The organism is Cupriavidus laharis (assembly GCF_914271435.1).
Lineage (GTDB): Bacteria > Pseudomonadota > Gammaproteobacteria > Burkholderiales > Burkholderiaceae > Cupriavidus > Cupriavidus laharis.
Genome location: NZ_CAJZAI010000008.1, coordinates 77749 through 94726 on the forward strand (window position 1 = coordinate 77749; position 16978 = coordinate 94726).

Annotated in this window: 15 protein-coding genes; 5 read left to right on the forward strand and 10 right to left on the reverse strand. The window is 67.9% G+C overall.

The window, feature by feature from the left end:
• Positions 1-48: 48 nt before the first annotated feature.
• The 4 genes from LDO29_RS17035 to LDO29_RS17050 all read right to left on the reverse strand — a co-directional run bounded on the left by LDO29_RS17035 (position 49) and on the right by LDO29_RS17050 (position 3712).
• A complete protein-coding gene (locus LDO29_RS17035) occupies positions 49-831 on the reverse strand; it encodes a flagellar brake protein (RefSeq protein ID WP_224080972.1) in 783 nt (260 codons plus the stop codon).
• 214 nt (positions 832-1045) lie between these two features.
• Complete coding sequence (gene thpR, locus LDO29_RS17040) at positions 1046-1627, reverse strand: RNA 2',3'-cyclic phosphodiesterase (RefSeq protein WP_224080973.1); 582 nt, start codon at positions 1625-1627, stop codon at positions 1046-1048.
• A gap of 19 nt (positions 1628-1646) precedes the next feature.
• Positions 1647-2180: a methylated-DNA--[protein]-cysteine S-methyltransferase gene (locus LDO29_RS17045; protein ID WP_224080974.1), complete on the reverse strand. Its 534-nt coding sequence runs from the start codon at positions 2178-2180 to the stop codon at positions 1647-1649.
• A complete protein-coding gene (locus tag LDO29_RS17050; RefSeq protein ID WP_224080975.1) occupies positions 2177-3712 on the reverse strand; it encodes an AlkA N-terminal domain-containing protein in 1536 nt (511 codons plus the stop codon). Before LDO29_RS17050 ends, LDO29_RS17045 begins: the two co-directional genes overlap by 4 nt.
• Before the next feature lie 141 nt (positions 3713-3853).
• Between LDO29_RS17050 and LDO29_RS17055 the strand changes: the two genes are divergently transcribed.
• Positions 3854-6670 carry a M16 family metallopeptidase gene (locus LDO29_RS17055; RefSeq protein ID WP_224080976.1) on the forward strand — a complete coding sequence of 939 codons (2817 nt, stop codon included), beginning with the start codon at positions 3854-3856 and terminating at the stop codon, positions 6668-6670.
• 141 nt (positions 6671-6811) lie between these two features.
• Entirely contained in the window at positions 6812-7189 is a 378-nt protein-coding gene (locus LDO29_RS17060) for a PHA-granule associated protein 4 (protein WP_224080977.1), read from the forward strand.
• Positions 7190-7266: 77 nt separating this feature from the next.
• On the opposite strand, the gene LDO29_RS17065 is transcribed toward LDO29_RS17060, so the two are convergent.
• The 3 genes from LDO29_RS17065 to LDO29_RS17075 all read right to left on the reverse strand — a co-directional run bounded on the left by LDO29_RS17065 (position 7267) and on the right by LDO29_RS17075 (position 10863).
• Positions 7267-7815 (reverse strand): hypothetical protein, encoded by a 549-nt coding sequence (locus LDO29_RS17065; protein ID WP_224080978.1) that lies wholly within the window; start codon positions 7813-7815, stop codon positions 7267-7269.
• Complete coding sequence (locus LDO29_RS17070) at positions 7815-8972, reverse strand: acyl-CoA dehydrogenase family protein (RefSeq protein ID WP_224080979.1); 1158 nt, start codon at positions 8970-8972, stop codon at positions 7815-7817. The genes LDO29_RS17065 and LDO29_RS17070 overlap by 1 nt, the downstream gene beginning before the upstream one ends.
• A 109-nt stretch (positions 8973-9081) precedes the next feature.
• Entirely contained in the window at positions 9082-10863 is a 1782-nt protein-coding gene (locus LDO29_RS17075; protein WP_224080980.1) for an OPT/YSL family transporter, read from the reverse strand.
• 166 nt (positions 10864-11029) lie between these two features.
• Between LDO29_RS17075 and LDO29_RS17080 the strand changes: the two genes are divergently transcribed.
• The 3 genes from LDO29_RS17080 to LDO29_RS17090 are packed head-to-tail and all read left to right on the forward strand — an operon-like array spanning position 11030 to position 13364.
• Positions 11030-12715 (forward strand): FAD-dependent oxidoreductase, encoded by a 1686-nt coding sequence (locus tag LDO29_RS17080; protein WP_224080981.1) that lies wholly within the window; start codon positions 11030-11032, stop codon positions 12713-12715.
• Entirely contained in the window at positions 12705-12878 is a 174-nt protein-coding gene (locus LDO29_RS17085; protein ID WP_224080982.1) for a hypothetical protein, read from the forward strand. Before LDO29_RS17080 ends, LDO29_RS17085 begins: the two co-directional genes overlap by 11 nt.
• Before the next feature lie 27 nt (positions 12879-12905).
• On the forward strand, positions 12906-13364 hold the full coding sequence (locus LDO29_RS17090; RefSeq protein ID WP_224080983.1) for a MarR family winged helix-turn-helix transcriptional regulator: 459 nt from the start codon (positions 12906-12908) through the stop codon (positions 13362-13364).
• Here the strand turns inward: LDO29_RS17090 and LDO29_RS17095 are convergent.
• From LDO29_RS17095 to LDO29_RS17105, 3 genes are all read right to left on the reverse strand, one after another.
• Positions 13361-13816, reverse strand: coding sequence for a YccF domain-containing protein (locus LDO29_RS17095; protein ID WP_224080984.1), 456 nt, complete (start codon positions 13814-13816; stop codon positions 13361-13363). The genes LDO29_RS17090 and LDO29_RS17095 overlap by 4 nt on opposite strands.
• Before the next feature lie 1129 nt (positions 13817-14945).
• The gene (locus LDO29_RS17100) at positions 14946-16280 is read right to left on the reverse strand and encodes a sensor histidine kinase (protein WP_224080985.1); all 1335 of its coding nucleotides are present in this window, start codon (positions 16278-16280) and stop codon (positions 14946-14948) included.
• Positions 16280-16978, reverse strand: a complete 699-nt coding sequence (locus LDO29_RS17105) for a response regulator (RefSeq protein ID WP_224080986.1) — start codon at positions 16976-16978, stop codon at positions 16280-16282. Before LDO29_RS17105 ends, LDO29_RS17100 begins: the two co-directional genes overlap by 1 nt.

The following is a 16978-nucleotide window of genomic DNA, read 5'->3' on the forward strand; positions in this document are numbered from 1 at the left end:
GCGCGGTGCCGGGACATGAGCGGGGAATGTAGCGTAAACCGCCGTGCTTCAGCCGCGGAGCGCAAGCTCCAGCGAGAACACCAGACGCTGCAGGAAGTTCTCCATGCGGCCGTCCGGGTTGACGAAGGCGCAGCCGTAGTGGTGGATCGCGCTGTCGTCATTGCCGACCAGCCAGTGGCCCACGACCTGGAGGTCGATATCGAGCTTGCCAAGCTCGCGGAAATCCAGCCGGCAGCGGCTCACCGTGGTGCCGACCGGCAGCCGGTCCTCGCCCACGGTCTTGGAGCGCAGGCCAACGCCGGACAGCGACAGGTCGGCGATGTCGAGCGCCAGCACGCTGTTGTCCGGGCTGCGGATCTCGCAACGATAGCCCTTGGTCATCAGCGTGCGCGCGCGGAAATGCCGGCGGCGCTGGAAGTGATAGAGCTTCTCGGGAAACGCCGCGACGAAGGCCGGGCCGCCCTCGTGGCGCGTGGCCGACGGGCGGCCGGCCACGAAGTTGACCGGCACGCCGCGGAGCAGGCCCGAGAACGCATTCTCGTCCGATGTCATCAGCGACTGGCGCTCGGCATCGGCATTGCACCAGTCGAAGATGAACGTCCGGTTGACCGGGTCCATGTGCAGGATCGAGGTCACGAACTGATGGCCGGTACGCGTGCGCACCGTGATCAGGCACTTCTGCCAGGACAGGTCGCGCAGCACCGTGCCGATCTGCGATGTATGGGTGAGCCGGTAGCGCTCGTCCGGCTGCGCCGCGCCTGCCTCCGCATCGATATCGTCTTGCGGGCCGGATCCGGCTTGGGTGGCGTCGGAGGAATCTTGGAGGCTCATGGAATCACGCAACATCAGAATGGCAGCGCACCGCACGCAGCGAGAAGGGCGTCGGGCCAGGATCGGCTTGCGGCCGAGCGCCGCATATTAAGGGGACGCTGCATTCGACGGCAAGACTCATGGCATGGGCTTCGGCATTCTGTGGCAAAACTTGAGCACAGACTTCCGGGGGGTAGCGTTTGAGCCGCTTTCGCGCTGCGGCGCGCGGTTCGCGTCACGCAGAAACGGGTACGCTGGCCGTTGTGGGCGCGTCGTCGGGAGCGATGAGGGGCCAGGTTCCTGTCACAGCGTGCGTCGCGCCCTGTTGATCCAGGCGGCTCTCGAACAGCACGAAGCGATGCGCCTGCCAGGGCGGCACGGCAAGCTCGCGGTGCGCGGCCACCCAGTCGCGCAGCAAGGCATCAGGTACCGTGGGACGGCAGCGCGCGAGTGTCAGGTGCGCGCGGAAATGCCGTCGTTCAGGCGCGATGCCTGCGGATTTCAGCGCATCGGTCACGGCCGCGTAGAGCGCATCGAGCGCCAGGCAAGGCGCGAGGCCGGCCCACAGCACGCTGCCCTGCTGGCCGCGGAAACGGCCGGCGCCTGCCACGCGCAGTGTGAATTCCTCTGCGCGTATGGTGTCGAGCGCGGCAGTGATGCGGCCGGCCTGCTCCGCATCGCACTCCCCCAGGAAGCGCAAGGTCAGATGCACCTGCGCCACCGGAGTGGGGCGAATGCCGCTCGCGGCCGGCACAAGTCCCACCAGATGCGCCGCGACCGCGCGCGGCGATTCCACGGCAATGAACAGGCGGTCCACGCTGGCTGCGCTGTCGCGCCTAGGCGAACGCGAGTGCGGACTGCTGCATGATCGGCAGGCGTGCCGCCGCCGCGTGGCCTTCGAGCCGGAGCAGCGCGCGCTTGCGGTCGGTGCCACCCGCGTAGCCGGTCAGGTCCCCGCCCGCGCCGAGTACGCGATGGCACGGCACGATCACCGACAGCGGATTGCGCCCCACCGCACCGCCGACTGCGCGGGCGTGGCCAGGCGGCAAACCGAGCTGTCCGGCCAGTTCACCGTAGGACAGGGTCTCTCCGAACGGAATGGCGCGCAGCGCCTCCCACACTCGCGTCTGGAAGCCGGTGCCGAGCAGCCGCAGCGGCACCGCGAACGTTTCGAGCGATCCGTCGAAGTAGGCCGCGATCTGCGCGGCCGCAGCGTCGAACACGCGCGCGGCGCTTTCGGGCACGGCCCCGGGCACGGCGCCGTGCGGATAGTACTTCTGCCCTTCGAAATAGACGCCCGTCAGGAAGCCGCCATCCGCGCGCAGCAGCATGGCGCCGAGCGGGCTGTCGATCAGTCGGTAGCTGGTCATGTCGTCACCTCGATATCGTTATCGCAATTGGCAGGCATCACGTCGGCCAAAGGTACCACTGCGCCGTCGCCCTGCGCTTTCATCGCTTCATAGCGATGCCACAGGTGGATGGCAGCGTACGCGCGCCACGGTGCCCACTGCGCGGTGCGGGCCTGCATGGCACGCGCCGTGTTCACGCCGAGCACTTTGCGCAGCGCATAGTCGGTGCCCGGGAACGCATCGGGCCAGCCGAGCGCGCGCATGGCGACGTATTGCGCCGTCCAGTCGCCGATCCCGTCGACTTCGCGCAGCGCGGCCACGGCCTGTTCGGGCGCCGTATGCGGCTCCAGCAGCAACGCACCGCTGGCGACGCGCTGCGCGAGCGCGCGCAGCGTGCGCGCCTTGCCCGGCGACACGCCGGCCGCAGCCATGGCCGCGTCGGACAAGGCGGCCAGCGCCGCGGCCGACGGAAAACAGTGCTGCAGCGGCGCGTACCCGTCGATGGGCATGGCCGGGGCCGGCAAGGCATCGCCCGCCGCCTGCGCGAGCCGCGCCAGGATGCGCCGCGCCTGCACCACCGAAATCACCTGGCCGATCACGGCGCGCACCGCGATCTCGAAACCATCGACACTGCCCGGCAGGCGCATGCCCGGCACATCGCCGGCCAGCTCGCCGAGGTGGCGGTCGACAATATCGGGCCGGCAGCCGAGGTCGCACAGCCGGCGCACCTTGCCCAGCGCCTGCGGGATCACGCGCGCGAGCGAGGCCGACAGGGTCACGCGCAGCACCAGCCGCGCGGGCACATGGTCGATGCGCACCCAGCCGCGATGCACGACGCCGCCGCCCTCCACCGCGAGCGTGCGGGCATAGGCGCCGTCATGGCCCTGCTCGATGCCATCCACCGCGCGCACTGCGAGGAAGCCGAGCAGCGCGTCCCATGCGAAGGGCGGCCGGTAGCCCAGCTCGAATACCAGCCGGTCGGCCACGCCGTCCGACGCCCGCTTGCGCAATGCCATGGGCGTCAGGCCGTAGCGCGTGCGCAGCACGTCGTTGAAGCGGCGCACACTGCCGAAGCCCGCGGCCAGCGCCACTTCGGTCACGGGCAGCGCGGTGTCGGTCAGCAGCCGCTTGGCCAGCAGCAGGCGCTGCGTCTGCACGTACTCCAACACCGACACGCCGAACTGCGCCGTGAACAGACGGTGCAGGTGCCGTTCGGTCACGCCGATGCGGGCGGCCAGCGCGGCCACGCCGGCATCGGCCATGAAGCCTTCGTCGATCAGCGTGGCGGCGGCCTGTGCGAGGCGGCCCGAGATATCGGCCAGCCCGTGGCCGGGCGCGAGTTCGGGGCGACAGCGCAGGCATGGACGGAAGCCATGCTTCTCGGCAGCCGCGGCGCTTTCGTAGAAGGTGCAGTTCTCGCGCTTCGGGGTACGCACCGCGCACACGGGCCGGCAGTAAATGCCCGTCGACGACACGCCGACGAAGAATCGGCCGTCGAAGCGCCGGTCGTGCGAGGCCACGGCCTTGTAGCAGGTGTCGGGATCGAGTTCCATGCAGTCATGCTACCGCTTCACGCGCGCATGCACCCGCTGAATTCGGACATTCCCCTGTGGCCGGCGACCGTGCATTGGAGCACAGTTAGCATAACGGAGTACGGCTAGAATCACCTGCCTTCGTTGCCTCCCGGAGACCCCATGCGCCCTGCCACCCCGCTTCCGCTGACCTGCTCGCTCGCCCTTGCGGGCCTGTTGTGGATTGGCTTGCCAGGCGCCGCAGCCGCCGCTCCGGCCAGCACTGTCCAGGCAAGTGCAAGCGCGGTCGAGGTCACCTCGGTCGAGGGCATCACCGAGTACCGGCTGCCCAACGGCCTGCGCATCGTGCTGGCGCCCGATGCGGCCAAGCCGACCACCACGGTCAACATGACCTACCTGGTGGGTAGCCGCCGCGAAAACTACGGCGAAACCGGCATGGCGCACCTGCTCGAACACTTGCTGTTCAAGGGCACGCCTTCGCTGCCGGGCAAGGGCATCCCGACCGAGTTCGCGCGGCGCGGCATGTCTTCCAACGGCACCACGGCGCAGGACCGCACCAACTACTTCGAGACCTTCACCGCGAGCGACGACAACCTGGACTGGGCGCTGCGCATGGAGGCCGACCGCATGGTCAACAGTTTCGTCTCGCGCGCCGACCTGGACAGCGAGATGACGGTGGTGCGCAACGAGATGGAGATGGGCGAGAACAGCCCCGCGCGCATGCTGATCCAGCAGATGATGTCCGCCTCGTTCCGCTGGCACAACTATGGCAAGGCACCGATCGGCGCGCGCAGCGATGTCGAACAGGTCAGCATCGACAACCTGCGCGCGTTCTACCGCCGCTACTACCAGCCCGACAACGCGGTGCTGGTGGTAGCCGGCAAGTTCGATCCGGCCTGGACGCTCGCGCGCATTGAGCGCTATTTCGGCCCGATCGCGCGCCCGGCGCGCGTGCTGCCGCCCGAGCATACCGTGGAGCCGCCGCAGGAAGGCGCGCGCGAACTGGTCGTAATGCGGCCCGGCGACAGCGGGCTGGTGGCGGCGCAGTACCACGTCAGTGCCGGCGCACACCCCGACACGACGGCGTTGTCGATGCTGACCATCATCCTCGGCGACACGCCGGGCGGGCGCCTGTACAAGGCACTCGTGGAACAGAAGAAGGCCACCTCGGTCGGCACCTCGTTCAGTGCAATGAAGGATCCGGGTACGCTACTCTTCATGGCCGAAACCGCGAAGGACCAGCCGATGGCGGCGGCGCGCGCGGCGCTGCTCACGCAGGTCGAAGGCTTTGCCGAGGCGCCGGTCACGCAGGACGAGCTCGAACGCGCGCGCGTACGCATGCGCAACGCCTACGAGCACTACATGAACGACCCGGGCGCACTCGGCATTGCGCTGTCGGAAGCCATCGCCAAGGGCGACTGGCGCCTGTTCCTGATCGCCCGCGACCGCATCGAGACCGTGACGCTCGAAGACGTGCAGCGCGTCGCGCTCAACTACTTCCAGGCGTCGAACCGTACGGTGGGGCTGTTCGTGCCGCAGGACAAGCCGCTGCGCGCGCAGATTCCCGCGGCACCTGACGTGGCCGAGCAGGTACGTGGCTACCAGGGCAAGCCCGCGCTGGCCGCCGTACCGGCATTTGATCCGAGCCCGGCCAATATCGAGGCCCACACCCGGCGCCAGACCCTGGCCAACGGCATGCAGCTGGCGCTGCTGCCCAAACCCACGCGCGGCGGCGTGGTCAACGGCACGCTGATTGTGCGCATGGGCGACCTGCAAAGCCTGCAGGGCCTGACGACCGTGGGCGGCCTGACCGCATCGATGCTCAAGCGCGGTGCGGGCACCATGGATCGCTTGCAGATCGCCGACCGCATCGAGGCCTTGCGCGCACGCGTGTCGGTTTCGGGCAGCGCCGAGCGCGTGGTCGTGAGCTTCGAGACGCGGCGCGAGCAACTGCCCGCGCTGCTCGCGCTGCTGCGCGACCTGCTGCGAGCGCCGACCTTTCCCGAAGCGGAGTTCGAAACGCTGCGCAGCACGACTCTTGCCGATATCGAGAGCGTGCGGCGGCAGCCCGGCGTGATGGCCTCCGATGCGCTGGGCCGCCATGGCGACCCCTATCCCGTCGGCGACCCGCGCCACGCGGCCACCTTCGATGAAAGCATCGCCGCGCTCAAGGCCGCCACGCTGGAACAGGTGCGGGATTTCCACGCACGCTTCTATGGTACCGACCATGCGCAGCTCGGCCTTGTCGGCGACTTCGATGCCGATGCCGCCGCCGCCCAGGCCGGCGAACTGTTCGGCGACTGGCGTGCACAGCAGCCCTTTGCGCGGGTGGAAAGACCCTTCGTCGCGATTACGCCGGCCGATTTCACGCTGGCCACGCCGGGCAAGGCCAATGCGGTCTACCTCGCGGCCGAACCGATTGACCTGGTCAGCGACCACCCCGACTACGCGCTGATGCTGATCGCCAACCGCGTGTTCGGCGGCGGCACGCTGCGCAGCCGCCTGGCCGACCGCCTGCGGCAGAAAGAAGGGCTCAGCTACGGCGCATCGAGCTGGGTGAATGTGGGCGCACTGGACCGCGCCGGCCGCTTCGGCCTGCAGGCGCAGTACGCGCCGCAGAACCTGGCGCGCCTGCAGCGTGCCGTAGCCGAGGAGCTGGAGCGTTTCGTGCGCGAGGGCGTCAATGCCGCGGAGCTGTCCGAAGCGGTCAGCGGCATCCTGCAGCAGGGCATGGTCAGCCGCAGCAGCGACGGCGCGCTGGCCGGCGCGCTGGCCAACCAGCTCTACCTCGGCCGCACCATGGCCTACACCGAGGAACTGGAAGCACGCCTGCGCGCAGCCACGCCCGAAGCGGTGAATGCGGCGATCCGCAAGTACGTGCACCCAACCGGGCTGTCGCAGGTCTACGCGGGCGATTTCAGTGCCGTGCCGGCGCTGGATGGTGGTGCCGCGGGCGAGGCGCCTGCGGCACGTCCGTAGACGCTGTCACGCAAGCGAAAAGGAGCCGGGCCAGAATGGCCCGACGCGCCGGCTTCCGGGCGCCAGAACCGGGCACGCCCCTTGCCGTGCCCTGGCGTTGACTGTATATTCGTACAGTATAAGTAGAGACAAGAGGTGTGGATGTCAAACGTGCGGGCTGGCAGCAAGGCAGAAGCGCTCCGGCTTCTCGCCACGGAAGGTGTGCTGGCGCTGGAGCTGGACTACGAGACCGGATGGCAGGACGCCGTCGAACTCGGCAGGCTCGGGGAAAAGCGCGGCATCAAGGTACAGTATCGCGGCCAGGAAAGCGTCGCCGTACGCTCGCGCGAAGCGTTGGTCGAGGGCCTGGCCAAACCCAAGAAGACGTTCAGGCAACGCAACCTGTATTGCCAGTTCGATCTCGGCGCGCTGACGGACCACGAACTGCTCGATCTCGAAGCCCGGGCCACGCGGCTTGGCGACTACATCCTCGCCGGACACCTGCTGCGGGACGTGGACAGCGTCTGGCCGGCGGACTGAGGCGCCCGGCGCCGGCGCAAACGGTCCCAGGACAACAGACATGCCGCCGGTTGGCGGCATGTTCCCTTCACTTTCACTCAGTGCCAGACACGCGCTGCGTTGGCCCAGCGCGCGGCCGCTGACTGCACCATCGCACTGTCGGCCGCCTCTCGCGCATCAGTCGCCCACATGGTTGCCGCTCGTTGCATCGCGGTGTGCCACAACACCGCCGACACCAGCGTCTTGCAGTCGCGGCGCGCGCCATGGGCGAGTGCCAGCAGACGCTCATAGCCGTCGATCACGATCAGCCGGTCTCCGGCCTGCGGACGCATTTCCAGCGCATACAGGTGGTCGCATTCGCAATGCATGCGCCCGCCGCTCACGGCCACCACGATCGCCCCGGGCAGGGCAATGCCGCTGTCATGCACGTCTTCGCGCAGACGCTCCAGGTGAGCGTGCGCACGCGGGTCGCGCGCTGCCGCCAGGTCGCCGGGCATGGCGCTGAGCGCCATCAGTTCGGCCGGCGACACCGCCAGCGTATAAGCCGGAAAGTCCGGCCGGTAGGTAGCCACCACGGCGCGCAGGCGGCGCGTGCCGCGGCCATCCGGAAGGCTGCCCATGTCGCGCCCCGCTGCCGTGGCTGCCATCAGTCGCGCAGCAGTTGCTTGGCAATGATCAGCTGCTGGATCTGCGTGGTGCCTTCGTACAAGCGCAGCAGGCGCACGTCGCGATAGAAGCGCTCGGCCTTGTATTCGGCAATGTAGCCCGCGCCGCCATGGATCTGCACCGCGCGGTCAGCCACGCGGCCCACCATTTCGGTACAGAACATCTTGGTGCACGAAGCCAGCATGCTGACTTCGGGGTCGCTCTTGCCGGCCGGCTTGGCGTCATAGCGCTGCGCGCAATCGCGCACCATCGACAGGCCCGCGTACAGCTCGGCCTGGCTGTCGGCCAGCATGGCCTGGATCAGCTGGAAGTCGCCGATCGGCTTGCCAAACTGCTTGCGCTCCTTGGCATAGGCCACCGCGTCGGTGATCAGGCGGTGCGCCATGCCGCAGGCCAGCGCCGAGATATGCAGGCGACCGCGGTCGAGCACTTTCATCGCCGTCTTGAAGCCCACGCCGGGCACGCCGCCGATGATGTTGGCGGCCGGCACGCGCACGTTTTCCAGCACCACGTCGCAGGTCTTGGTCCCGCGCTGGCCCATCTTCTTGTCCGGCTTGCCCAGCGAGATACCCGGGGTGTCGGCCGGCACGATGAACGACGAGATGCCCGATGCACCCGAGCCGCCCGTGCGTGCCATCAGCGTGAAGGCGCCGGCACGCGGGGCGTTGGTGATGAAGCGCTTGGTGCCGTTGATGACGTAGTGGTCGCCGTCGAGCTCCGCCTTGGTCTGCAGCGATGCGGCATCGGAACCGGCATTCGGCTCGGTCAGCGCGAACGAGATGATCAGCTCGCCGCTGGCGATCTTCGGCAGGTAGGCCTGCTTCTGTTCTTCGGTGCCATCCATCAGGATGCCTTGCGAGCCGATGCCGACGTTGGTGCCGAATACCGAACGGAACGCGAACGCGGTGTGGCCCAGGTCGTACACCACGTCACATTCCTGCGACATCGACAGGCCGATGCCGCCGTAGTTTTCGGGAATGGAGATGCCGAACAGGCCCATTTCCTTCATGTCGGCAACGATGTCCGCCGGCACGTCGTCGATCTCTTCGAGCGTGTCTTCGGCCGGCTTCAGGCGTTCGTCGATGAAGCGCTGCACCGAGGCGCGCAGCAGGGCAAAGGATTCTTGGTCAAGGGCCATGGTGGTTCTCCGGTCAAGCCAGTTCGACTGTATGGGCGCAATGGTACGCGCGCCATTTGGTTTGACAATCCATTCGATATTGGACAGAAGCGTCAATAAATTTTGACATTCAGCCGCCTGTGACCGCCAGCAGTCCCGCCATGCCAATAGTCAGCGCGGCGAGCGCATCGCCGGCAATCATCCCGCCGCCGACGAGCGACGTGGTGCTCATGTCTTCCGGCAGGGACCGGCTCGGCCGTCGTGCGCCGAACCGCTCCGTCAGGCTTGCCACGACGCCCCCCGCCGCCATCCAGGCCGCGGCGGGCAGGTTGACGAATCCGCCGAACGACGAGGCATAGGGTGAAGGCAGGAGGACGGCGTCCAGCGCGAAATCGACCGCCTTGCCCGCTCTGCCGGACTGCGCGAACCGCAGATACCCGGCATGCGCCCGCAGCGCCTTGCGCAGCACTTCCGTCACAAGGCCAATTGCCACCCCGATGATCACGGCAAGGTGCTGGTAGCCGCGCGCCTCGGCCAGCCCGCGCAGTATGCCGACGATCTTGTAGGTCATCGCGGAGGTCCAGCGCGCCGGCTGCTGGTCGGCCGTGAGCGTGGTCTGGTCCAGCGCCAGCACCGGGTACGCCTGCATGAACAGCCGCGCCAGCGCCACGGCAAGCAACGCGCCGACGATGATCCCCGCCACCTGGTAGCCGAACTGCACCATGCGGCGGCTGCCGAGGCGCCAGCCGGTGGAGCGGTCCTGCTGCATGTCGCAGGCCTCGGCGGTGGACACCAGCAGCACGGTCGCGGCGATCAGGCCGACATGCGGTGCGCGCAGCCCGGCCGCCGCCATCAGGATCACGCACAGCACGAACGCCGACGAGATCGGGTTCTGGTCCACCATGCCTACCGAAATGCCGTTCACGAGCGCGAATACCAGCACCAGCATCACCGCCATGAGCTGGTAACCCACCGGCTGCCCGAACCAGGCTACGCCCGCTGCCACCACCGCCGCGCCCCACAGCAGCACCCATGCCGCCACCCAGCGCATGCCGGGCCCGTCGGCTTGCGGCGTCGCGGGCGCCGGGCCGGCCCGCCACTGCCGTCCCGCACGCACCAGCAGCAGCGAGACATCCACCAACGCGGCGCCCACGATCATGCCCAGCGCGATCAGGAAGGTGATCTTGCGAAACGGCTCGCCCGGCGCCAGCCAGCCGATCGAGACGAAAGTCGGAGTCATGGCCCAGCCCGCCAGGCCGCCCGTCAATGCCGCAATGCCGATGCGCGCGCCGACAATCATCCCGGCCCCGAAGGTCGAAGCCGACACATCGAGCGCCGCCAGCGGCGCCAGCCTGGCCACCCAGAGGCCGCTTGCCAGCCCGACCGCCATGCCGCCAGCCAGGCGCGACACCGAGCGGCGCAATAGCAGCGGATCGGTCAGTGCCCGAAGGATATTGGCCACCGCCAGGCCGGACGGAAAGGTCAGCTGCATGCGGTCCACCAGCAGCGGCGTGTACAGCATGCCGACGCCGACACCGTACATGCCGATGCACAGCATGTACGCCACGAGCTGCCATAGCGGCGGCTGTGCCAGGCCCAGCCAGCGCATCGCCTGGATCACCACGGCCATGCCGCCCATGCCGGCCACCGACGCCGCCGCCGTCTGGATGTAGTTGGCGCCGTGCCGGCCCGGCGCACCGTAGCCGCAGGTCACCACCGAGCCGAGGATGCCGGCCAGCACCTGCCCGCCCACGAAGAAGCCGAGCGAGAAGTTCATGTATGCCGCGGCGATCCCGCCCAGCGGCCCAAGCACCAGCATGCCCGCCGCACCGAGCAGCAGGTGATATTGCCAACTCCCGGGCGCGGGCAGCCAGTGCAGGCGTGGAGCGGCTTCTGAAGGAACCGAAGGCATGGCGGGCGGTGGATAAGATGCCGGACAAGGTGCCGGACAAGTGCTTCAGGCAAAGCATAGGCGAGAGACCGGCAGGCGAACGAAAACCTACGGGGTTTACACTAGTTTCGTGCGCAACTATCTTGTCGATATAGTTGCGCAAGAAACTACATTGCAGAGGTTGTCCATGCCAGACCTTTCCTCCCCCGCCTCCACGGCATTGCCCGCACCACCCGCAGTCGAATCCCGGCCGTGGCCGTCTTCCGTCCCGGTGCTGATTGCCGGCGGCGGCCCGGTAGGTCTCGCGCTGAGCGCCCTGCTCGCTCGGCAAGGCATCGCTTCACTGGTGGTGGAGGCCGATGACGGCTACTGCGCGGGCAGCCGCGCCATTTGCATGTCGCGCCGCTCGCTGGAAATACTCGGCTGGGTGGGTGCCGACCAGGCCACCGCCGACAAGGGCCTGCCCTGGGTCGGCGGGCGCAGCTACTACCGCGATGCCGAGGTGCTGCATTTCCAGATGCCGAGCGAACCCGGCGAACGCTTCGCGCCGATGGTCAATATCCAGCAGTACTACCTGGAGGCCTTCGCCCACCAGGCCGCACTGGCCTGCGGGCCGCTCGCCGACGTGCGCTTCGGTGCGCGCGTAACGGCCGTGCGCCAGGATGCCGACGGCGTCAGCGTGGAGATCGAGACCGCGCAGGGCACACGCCAGGTCCGTTCCCAGTGGCTGGTGGCCTGCGACGGCGGCCGCAGCACCGTGCGCGAACAACTCGGCCTGCGCATGGAAGGTACGCAATACGAAGGCCGCTACGTCATCGTCGATATCGTGCAGAAAACGCACCGCGACGTGGAGCGGCTGGCCTGGTTCGACCCGCCGTCCAATCCCGGTTCGACCATCCTGATGCACCGTCAGCCCGACGACGTCTGGCGCATCGACTACCAGATCCGCGACGACGAGAATCCGGTCGACGCCGTCAAGCCCGAGAACGTGCTGCCGCGCGTGCAGAGCCACCTCGACATGATCGGCGAGACCGAGCCGTGGGAACCGCTGTGGATCTCGATCTACAACGCCAAGTGCCTGACGCTGGACGCGTACCGGCACGGCCGCGTGCTGTTCGCCGGCGACGCCGCGCACCTGGTGCCGATCTTCGGCGTGCGCGGCCTCAATTCCGGGCTCGATGATGCCGGCAACCTGGCCTGGAAGCTTGCGTGGGTCATCAAGGGGCGCGCTGATGCCGGCCTGCTCGATTCCTACTCCACCGAGCGCGTGCACGCCACGCGGCAGAACATCGCCTACGGCGCCAAGAGCACGGAGTTCATGGCACCGCCCAATTTCGCGTTCGACCTGATGCGCGAGGCCACGCTGCGGCTGGCGCTCGATGAACCCTCGGTACGCTCGCTGATCAACCCGCGACAGTCGGCGCCGATCGCGTATACGGGCTCTGCCCTGAACGGCCCGTCGGATTTCGGCAACGACTGCCCCGGCGCCGCGCCCGGCATGCCCGCGCCGGAAGCACGCGTGAACGGTGGACACCTGACCGCCTGCTTCGGCCGGGTCTTCACGTTGCTGTGGTTCGGCAATGGCAATGGCGATACCACACCGGCCGATCTGACGGCCTTTGCGGAGGCGCATGCCACGGGCCTGCAGCTTCGCGTGGTCGTTCCCGCCGGCAGCACACTGCCGAACGGAGCACTGGCCGATACCGATGGCCATGCCTTCGCGCGCTACGGCGCGCAGGCCGGCACGCTTTACGTGATCCGTCCGGACGGCTATGTGCTCGCGCGCTGGCGCGCGCCGCAAACGGAGCAAGTCTGCGCCGTCCTCGCCCCCCTCCTGCAAACCCCCGCTGACGGAGCCCGCCATGCAAGCTGAAGAACTCGACCTCGCCTACACCCGCCTCTGCGAAGCCGTGGCCGGCGTCGGCCAGGACAAGGCGCCACTGCTGCTCGCCATGGTCTGCCTGGGCCTGATGAGCCGCCAGGAAGCACTGCCCCCCGTGCTCGCCCTGATCGAAACAGCCGAGGCGCGGGTGTAAAGTTCCGCTTCCCTGCAAAGATCCGATATGAAAGCCCTGCCCCGCCTGGACCAGTTCCTGACCTACCGCCTGCACCAGGTCAACAAGCTCAGCGACAAGGACAGCGCCTACGCCTATCTCGAGCAATGCGGCCTGCTGCTCAGCGAAGGCCGCTGCCTGGCCGCCATCGGTGCGTTCGCGCCGCTGTCGGTCAACGCGCTCGCGCAGAAGGCCAACCTGACCAAGGGACAGGCGAGCCGCTCCGCGCAGGCGCTGGTGGATCGCGGCCTGGTCAGCAAGTCAGCAAGCGAGGCCGACGGGCGCGGCGTGGTGCTGGAACTGACGCCGCAGGGCAAGCCGCTCTACCGGCAGGCCATCGCAATGATTGCCCGGCGCAACGATGAGATCTTTGGCTGCCTGAGCGCGGAAGAGCAGGCACTGTTGGGCAGCTTGCTCGACAGGCTGGTTGCCCACGCCGCGCGTGACGATCAGTCCGCGGACGCTTAACGCCTCAACCCGTCCACGTGCGCGCGCGCCGTTTCGCGCCGCGCGGCCTCGGCCACCTCATTGCTCACCACCGTCTGCCCGATCGGCGCCAGCGCGATGCCGGCCAGCTTCAGGTGCTGGATCGCGAACGGAATGCCGATGATGGTCACGAAGCAGGCGATGGCCGACATCACGTGGCCAATCGCCAGCCAGATGCCGGCAAAGAGGAACCACAGCACATTGCCCACTATGCCCAGCGCACCGGTGCCGATGTCGTCGCGCTGGTTCAGTTCGCGCCGGCTGATCGCCTGCTTGCCGAACGGAAAGAACGTGAAGCTGCCGATCACGAAGCAGGCCTTGCCCCATGGAATGCCGACGATCGAGCAGAAGGCCAGCAGTCCCGCGAGCCACCAGGCCAGGCCCATGAAGACGCCGCCAAGGATGAACCAGAGGAAATTGCCGATCGCGCGCATGCGGGGATTCCGGGAGTGAAGGACAGCACGATGATACGCGCCGGCAAGAGCGTACCCATTTCTGCGTGCCAGGAAAAAGCGGCCAGACACCGGGAATTCTTGCCACCAATGACTGCGTCGGACAGCGCAAACGCCGCCCGTCCCTGACGCGGGGCACCTCGAAAGCGTACCCGTTTCTGCGTGCGTACCTGTTTCTGCGTACACGGGTCGTGGCCAGGCGTACCCGTTTCTGCGTGGCGGCCAGTGCCGCAGCGGCGATGGAATGTGGTTCTTCGCCGAATTGGGGGGCCGGGGGAGGATTGGGGTGGCGTGCTTGGCGGGCGCTGCTGTTTCGCCGGCGCAGCCGGCGACCTACTTTTGTCCGAGCGACAAAAGTAGGCAAAAGCGCGTTGGTATGACTCCCCGCGTCAATAGGGTGGGACAGGGCGTACGAACGAACCCGGATTACGGAGTGGTCCCTGCTAACAGCGATATCGCATGGACGCCTACGGCTGCGCTGCGCGCATTCAGTAGTCTGGGCGCGAAGGTCTAACCCGAACCACGCAGTAGTAGCGATGCGCTTGGCGCATGTGCCATGCGCGAGGTAACGAAGATCCAGATCCGTAGCGCCAGCAGGCTTGATGAGATCGCACCCAGACTATTGAGCTTTCCCTATTTCACGACAACATCAAAGCAACCACCGTCATTCCCGCGAAGGCGGGAATCCAGCGTCTTACAAGTCCCCCGAAGGGGGACAAAAGTCACTGGGTCCCCGCCTGCGCGGGGACGACGAATATTTTGCGTTGTCATGAATTCTGGAAACATCAATAGGACGTGCGCGCAGCGCAGCCGTAGGCGTCCCACCGATGACGCTGTTGGAACGCTGTACCCGAGTCCAACTTGGGGATCGTACAAAAGCCGGTTCACGTCAGGCACAGGTTCTGACTCACTATGCGTAGCAGGGTCGAACGATTACCACGTCTCGCGAGACCAACGCCGCTCGAACCATAGAAGCGCACCGTTGATGGCCAGCCGCCAGGCGACGCGTTCTTTGGTTACTTTCTGTCGCTCGGACAGAAAGTGACTCGCCGGCTACGCCGGCGAAACAGCGGCGCCCGCCAAGCACGACACCCCAATCCTCCCCCCGCGTCTACGCGGCAGGAAATGTCACGCGCACACGCAAGCCCGGACCCGCGTCCTCGAGCGCCACGCGGGCGCCGTGCGACTGCGCGATCTCGGCGACGATGGCCAGGCCCAGCCCGCTGCCGCCGGTCGGCGCATCGGGCAGGCGGTAGAAGCGGTCGAACACGCGTCCGCGCTCCACTGCGGGAATGCCCGGCCCGTTGTCGCTGACCACCAGCTCCACCTCGCCGCCGCCCGGTGCCTGCCTGACCAGGATGTCGACGCGGCTGCCGCGCGGAATGTACGCCAGCGCATTGTCGATCAGGTTGGTCAACAGGATGCGCAGGGCATCGGCATCGCCATGTATGCGGGCTGCCGGGACGCTGTCGGCATCCATCCCCAGGTCAATTTCGCGGTCGAGCGCAGCCTGGGCCATATCCGCCAGCACGCCGGCGGCAAGCGCCGGCAGGTCCACCGGCTCGTGCGGGAACGTAACCGCGCCTGGCTCCTGGCGCGCCAGCGTCAGCAACTGCGCCACCAGGTGGGTCAGACGTTCCAGACCCTGGCGCAGGTTGCGGACCGCCTCGCGCCGGGCCTGCGGATCATCGGCACGCTCCACCAGCTGCGCCTGCAGCTGCAGCGCCGTCAGCGGCGTGCGCAGCGCGTGCGCGGCATCGGCCACGAATGCGCGCTGGGTATCGAGCGCATGCGACAGGCGCGCCAGCAGCTGGTTGAGCGCGTCGCTGAGCGGCGCGATCTCGTCCGGCATCTGGCGCATAGCCAGCGGCGCGAGCGAGCTGGCATCGCGCGCGCGCACTTCGGTGGCGATCTCGCGCAAGGGCTGCAGCCCGCGCCCCACTGCCATCCACACCAGCCAGGCCAGCAGCGGCAGCAGGAGCAGCAGCGGCGCGACGGTACGCAGCGCCATGCGTGCCGCAAGCGTACGCCGCGCACTCATGGGCTGCGCGATCTGCACCACCGCCGGCCCGAGCTGCATGCTGTAGAGCCGCCATTCGCCTTCGGCAGTGGTGACGTTGGAGAAGCCCAGCTCCGCGCGTGCCGGCAGCGCGGGATGCGCGTGCGAGAGGTACAGGCTGCGGCCGGAGCCGTCCCAGATATGGATGACCACGTCCTCGTCGGCGTGCAGCAGGTCGGTGCCGGCGCCGCCCTCCATGAAGAACGGCGGTGCCACCGGGTCGGCGAACTGGCTCGGCAGGGCCGCCGCGACCTGCTTCATCTGGTAATCGAAGAGCGCGTTGGCTTCCTGCCGGGCCTGGCCGTAGATCAGCCCGGTCGCGATGGCGATGCCGGCGAGCAGCCCGGCGGCCAGCCACCACAGCAGGGTTCGCTGGATCGAGCGCATCAGTCGCCTGGCTCCTCTTCGAGCCGGGGCACGACATAGCCAACGCCGCGGATATTGCGGATCAGCGCGGCGCCGAACTTCTTGCGCAGGGCGTGGATATAGACCTCCACCGTGTTGCTTCCCACCTCGTCGTCCCAGCTGTACAGGCGCTCCTGCAACTGCGCCACCGACCAGACCTTGCCCGGGCGTGCCATCAGCGCCGACAGCAGCGAAAATTCGCGCGCGGACAGGTGCACCGGCTCGCCGTTCTGCGTCACTTCACGCGTGGCCGGGTTCAGCGAAATGGCGCCATAGCTGAGGACCGGCTCGGCCCGGCCTTCGGCACGGCGCGCCAGGGCGTGCATGCGCGCGGCCAGCTCCTGCAGGTCGAACGGCTTGACGAGGTAATCGTCCGCCCCCGCATTGAGCCCCGCCACACGATCCGCCACGGCGTCGCGCGCGGTCAGGATCAGCACGGGCGTGGACACACCGCGCGCACGCAGGGTGCGCAGCACATCAAGGCCCGAGCGGCGCGGCAGTCCGAGGTCGAGCAGGACCAGGTCATAGCAGGCCCCTTCACCCGGTCCGCCCACCTGCGTGGCGGCGGCCAGGCCGGCCTCGCCATCCTGGACCCAGTCCACGGCAAACCCTTCCTGGCGCAGTGCGAGCTTCACGCTGTCGCCGATCATGGCATCGTCTTCCACCAGCAACACGCGCAT